Here is a 4,036-nt window from a genome sequence, read left to right on the forward strand (position 1 = left end):
CTCCAGCCGGAGTCGTTCGAATCTTATCGAAAGCTCATAAATATAGAACCGAGCGGAGCGAAAAGGGAATTTCTCCTCTACACGTTGAAAAAGGGCAACGACAAGATTGCTTCACTCTTTCTTTCTCCCGCAAGTGAGAAGGGAAGAGCCACCCTGAGGTTGGGGGATAACATGTGGCTCTATATTCCCAACGTGGGCAAACCGGTGCGGATCACCAGTCTCCAATCGGTCGTAGGCGGGGTGTTTAACAACGCGGACATCATGCGTCTTGACTATAATGTGGAATACGACGTTCAAAACATTGTGGACGAGAAGAACGAGCACGTTCTCGACCTAAAGGCAAAAACCACCACCGTCGCTTACGACAAACTGAAAATGTGGGTGGATAAGAAAACGATCGTTCCTACCAAGGTCGAGTGCTATGCGGCGACCGGGCTGTTGATCAAGACCCTTTACTTCAAGGAAAGAAAATCGTTCGAAGGGGTTCTGCGGCCATCCGTCATCGAGACCGACAGCCCGCTTTATAAGGGCTATCAGTCCATACTGGCCTATGCGAATGTCAAGAAGCGAATCGTCGCCGACGAAGTATTTACGCTGGAATTTCTCGCAAAGATCGAAACTATCCGGTGAGATCTCCATGCGGTTTGTAAGGCTGCTAGTCTTTCTAGGTATCTCTTTAACAGCGTCGAACCTCCATTCCCAAGAACAGCCACAGGACAAGGGTAAGTTCGAGATCGATCTTTCGGAGTTGCAGAAGGAAGTCGACAAAATCGCGTCCAAACCCTACAGCCTTGGTGGTTTCGCTGAGTTTCAACCGACGCTCCTCGGGATAGATCGGGATTCGGCCTTTTCCCGTGTGAAGTTCTTCAAAAATAAACAGGGCAGCACCTTCGACCAATATAACTTCCGGCTGCGGCTGGAGGGATCCTACAAGAAAGACATCTTTTCGGCGTTTTTCAAAACCGATACCCTCGTGCGCAACGATTTTGAGGGATGGGACGAGGATACGAAGCTTTTCGAGGCCTATGCCTCGGTCAAGCCGAGCCCGAGCTTCATCGTGGAAGCGGGAAAGAAAGTCATGAAGTGGGGCAAGGGCTATGCATGGAATCCCGCGAGTTTCATCGATCGACCGAAGAATCCCGAAGATCCGGAAGAAGCGCTCGAAGGATCTACGGTTGCAACCGTCGATTATATTCGCAGCTTCGATGGACCGCTGAAGACGGCAGCTTTGACCGCGGCGGTGATTCCGGTTCAACGTCACGTCAATGCCAAGTTCGGCGAGCTCTACCACACGAACTTCGCATCCAAGCTCTACCTGCTCGCTTACGACACGGATTTGGACTTCATGGTTTTTACCGGGGAAAGTCGAACGACGCGGTACGGCTTCGACTTCTCGAAAAATCTCGCGACCAACTTCGAGGTGCACGGCGAGTTCGCCATCATCAATAACGTTAAATCGAAATTCATCGACGCGAGCGGACGAGGCTTGTCAAAGGAAGCGGAAGCCGTCAGTTATCTTATCGGGTTACGTTACCTTACGGAAAAGGAAACCACTTACCTTCTCGAGTACTATCGCGACGGAACCGGCTTGAGCCGTGAACGGATGAGGGACTTTTTTAGCTTCGTCGACACGAGCTATCGTAATTTCTTGACCACGGGAAACGCCGGCGGGCTGGTTCGAGGTGCGCAACTGTCCAAAGGGCCTTACGGAAAACCCAACCCGATACGCGACTATCTATACTTTCGCGTGAGCCAAAAAGAGCCCTTTGACATTCTCTATCTCACCCCCACTCTTACTTCGATCATCAATCCGATCGATGGTAGTTTCAATGTGCTTCCTGAGATAACGTATAGTCCCCTGACAAACCTTGAACTCCGATTACGAGGAGTAATCCTTGTCGGCCGAAACCGCACCGACTTCGGAGAAAAACAGAACGACTACCGGTTGGAACTGCGGCTGCGCTATTATTTCGCGCTCTGACGTTTAATTCGCCGGCTGCTCTAGTCGTGGACCCGGTTCCGGCCATTGAAGGATTGCTTGGGCGTGCCTGGGGAAAAGCTGAATGCCGCTATTTGTATGCCCGCGTATCCTTCTTTGATGCACCTCTTCCTGTCTTTTTTAAAGCTGGGCGCCACTGCCTTTGGGGGACCCGCTATGGTCCCGTTTATAGGTAAGATGGCCGTTGAGCAACGAAAGTGGCTCGATGGCGGCACCTTTCGCGACGGAGTGGCTCTTTGTCAAATGATTCCGGGGGCGACGGCGATGCAAGTCTCTGCTTACGTCGGCTTCAAAGTAAGAGGAGCGGCTGGGGCGGCCGCGAGCTTCGTCGGATTTGGCCTTCCCGCATTTCTTCTCATGGTTGGGCTTTCGGCTTTCTATGTGCGCTCGCAGAAGTTGCCGTCAGTCGTTTCGGTGTTTAACGGCCTCCAGACAATAGTCGTGGCCATCGTCGCGAACGCGACCCTATCATTCGGTAGGACTTCCCTGAAAAGCCTGCGGGATGGAATGATCGCCGTGATCGCGGCGGTTATGTTCGCGCTGAAAGTCAGTCCGATACTGGTCATCTTGAGCGCGGCACTTTCGGGTCTCTTGCTCATGGGAAAGAATTCAGCACCGGATCTTGGCGCTCGTCCAGAGACAGATTCAGGTTCTACTAGACCTTTTTTGATCATTGGATCGGTTGCCATGTTTTTGCTCGCCGTGCTCTTTTTCTGGGAGCGCAAGCTTTTTGATCTTGCTGTCATCATGTTGCGAATCGATCTTTTCGCCTTCGGCGGCGGCTTTGCTTCAGTACCTCTGATGCTCCACGAAGTCGTCGAGGCGAGATCGTGGATGGATGATCGAACGTTCTTGGACGGAATCGCGTTGGGCCAGGTGACGCCGGGGCCGATTGTGATAACCGCCACCTTCGTCGGCTATATGGTTTATGGGATTATCGGTAGCGTGGTGGCGACGATCGGTATCTTTTTGCCGTCCTTTTTGATCGTGATTGGAATTGCGCCTACTCTGAGCAGGTTGCGTAGGTCCGTCCACTTGACCGGGGTTCTCGGCGCGATTCTTTGCTCATTCGTGGGGCTTCTGTTTTCCGTCACTCTTCGATTCGCTTCGGGCATCGCGTGGGATATCCCGCGCGCGTTACTCGCCATCGCAGGATTTATTGCGTTGCTTTTGAATATTGAAATTATCTGGCTGGTAATCGTGGGAACGGTGGTGTCGATCATTTTCCTATAGATAATCTACCCGACCATCCGAGAGTTTGATGACGTTTGCCGCGCTCCGTTCTAGTAGGTCAGTTGGGTCATTCCCGCCGTAACGCTTCGGGCTTTTAGCGAGTATTTTAACTTTTCGCAGCCGAAAGGTTTTGACGCTCGCTCAAGTTAGTGCTTCTCGGCATGAGGCAAAGACGTGATTGAATTTCATTTGTGCAAGAAGAGCTCCGGCGTTTTCGCGATCGTGAGAATGTTCCAGCTCAGCGTTGTGGGATCTCAGGGGGTTTTTGTTCTGGCATAGGCCTTGCTCCATAAGTCGTGAAACTAGCAGTATCGAATTTCATAAAAAGGAGGGGAGACAAAATGAAAGGAGTAACCATTCTGCTGACCATTGCTGCGATGGTACTATTTTTGGGGCAAGCGGGTTCTTTCGCTCAGAAGGGGCCGGGGATGATGTGGCGAGGTAGTCGTGGTTGGGGCCCCGGTACTCCCTATAACAGAATGTATGATCCCAAGACCGTTGAAACTTTAACCGGAGACGTCGTTAGTGTGTCCCAGATCACGCCTAACAAAGGGATGGGCGCGGGACTTCACATGAACGTGAAGACGGACAAGGAGATCATATCGGTCCATCTGGGTCCGAGTTGGTATCTCGAAAACCAGGACGTGAAGATCGAACCCAAGGATAAGATCGAAGTCAAAGGTTCGAAGATTACCTTTGGCGGGAAGCCGGCCATCATCGCCATGGAGGTTAAAAAGGGCGACGAAGTACTCAAGCTGCGCGATGACAGCGGTTTCCCGGTATGGAGCGGCTGGCGGCGGCGCT

Annotated in this window: 4 protein-coding genes; all 4 read left to right on the forward strand. The window is 52.0% G+C overall.

Features of this window, described 5'->3' with window-relative positions; all coding sequences use genetic code 11:
- Positions 1-630 (forward strand): outer membrane lipoprotein-sorting protein (locus VI895_10400; GenBank protein ID HLG20207.1); only part of this gene is annotated, 630 nt, incomplete at its 5' end.
- Between the two features lie 7 nt (positions 631-637).
- Positions 638-1,981: a hypothetical protein gene (locus tag VI895_10405; protein HLG20208.1), complete on the forward strand. Its 1,344-nt coding sequence runs from the start codon at positions 638-640 to the stop codon at positions 1,979-1,981.
- A gap of 117 nt (positions 1,982-2,098) precedes the next feature.
- Positions 2,099-3,232, forward strand: a complete 1,134-nt coding sequence (chrA, locus tag VI895_10410) for a chromate efflux transporter (GenBank protein HLG20209.1) — start codon at positions 2,099-2,101, stop codon at positions 3,230-3,232.
- A 341-nt stretch (positions 3,233-3,573) separates the two neighbouring features.
- Positions 3,574-4,036 (forward strand): hypothetical protein (locus VI895_10415; GenBank protein ID HLG20210.1); only part of this gene is annotated, 463 nt, incomplete at its 3' end.

The sequence above is a fragment of the Bdellovibrionota bacterium genome (assembly GCA_035292885.1).
Taxonomy (GTDB): Bacteria; Bdellovibrionota_G; JALEGL01; order JALEGL01; family DATDPG01; genus DATDPG01.

Coding starts and splice junctions, on each gene's coding strand:
- VI895_10405 (HLG20208.1), top strand. CDS start 638: ATGCGGTTTGTAAGGCTGCTAGTCTTTCTAGGTATCTCTTTAACAGCG.
- chrA (HLG20209.1), top strand. CDS start 2,099: ATGCACCTCTTCCTGTCTTTTTTAAAGCTGGGCGCCACTGCCTTTGGG.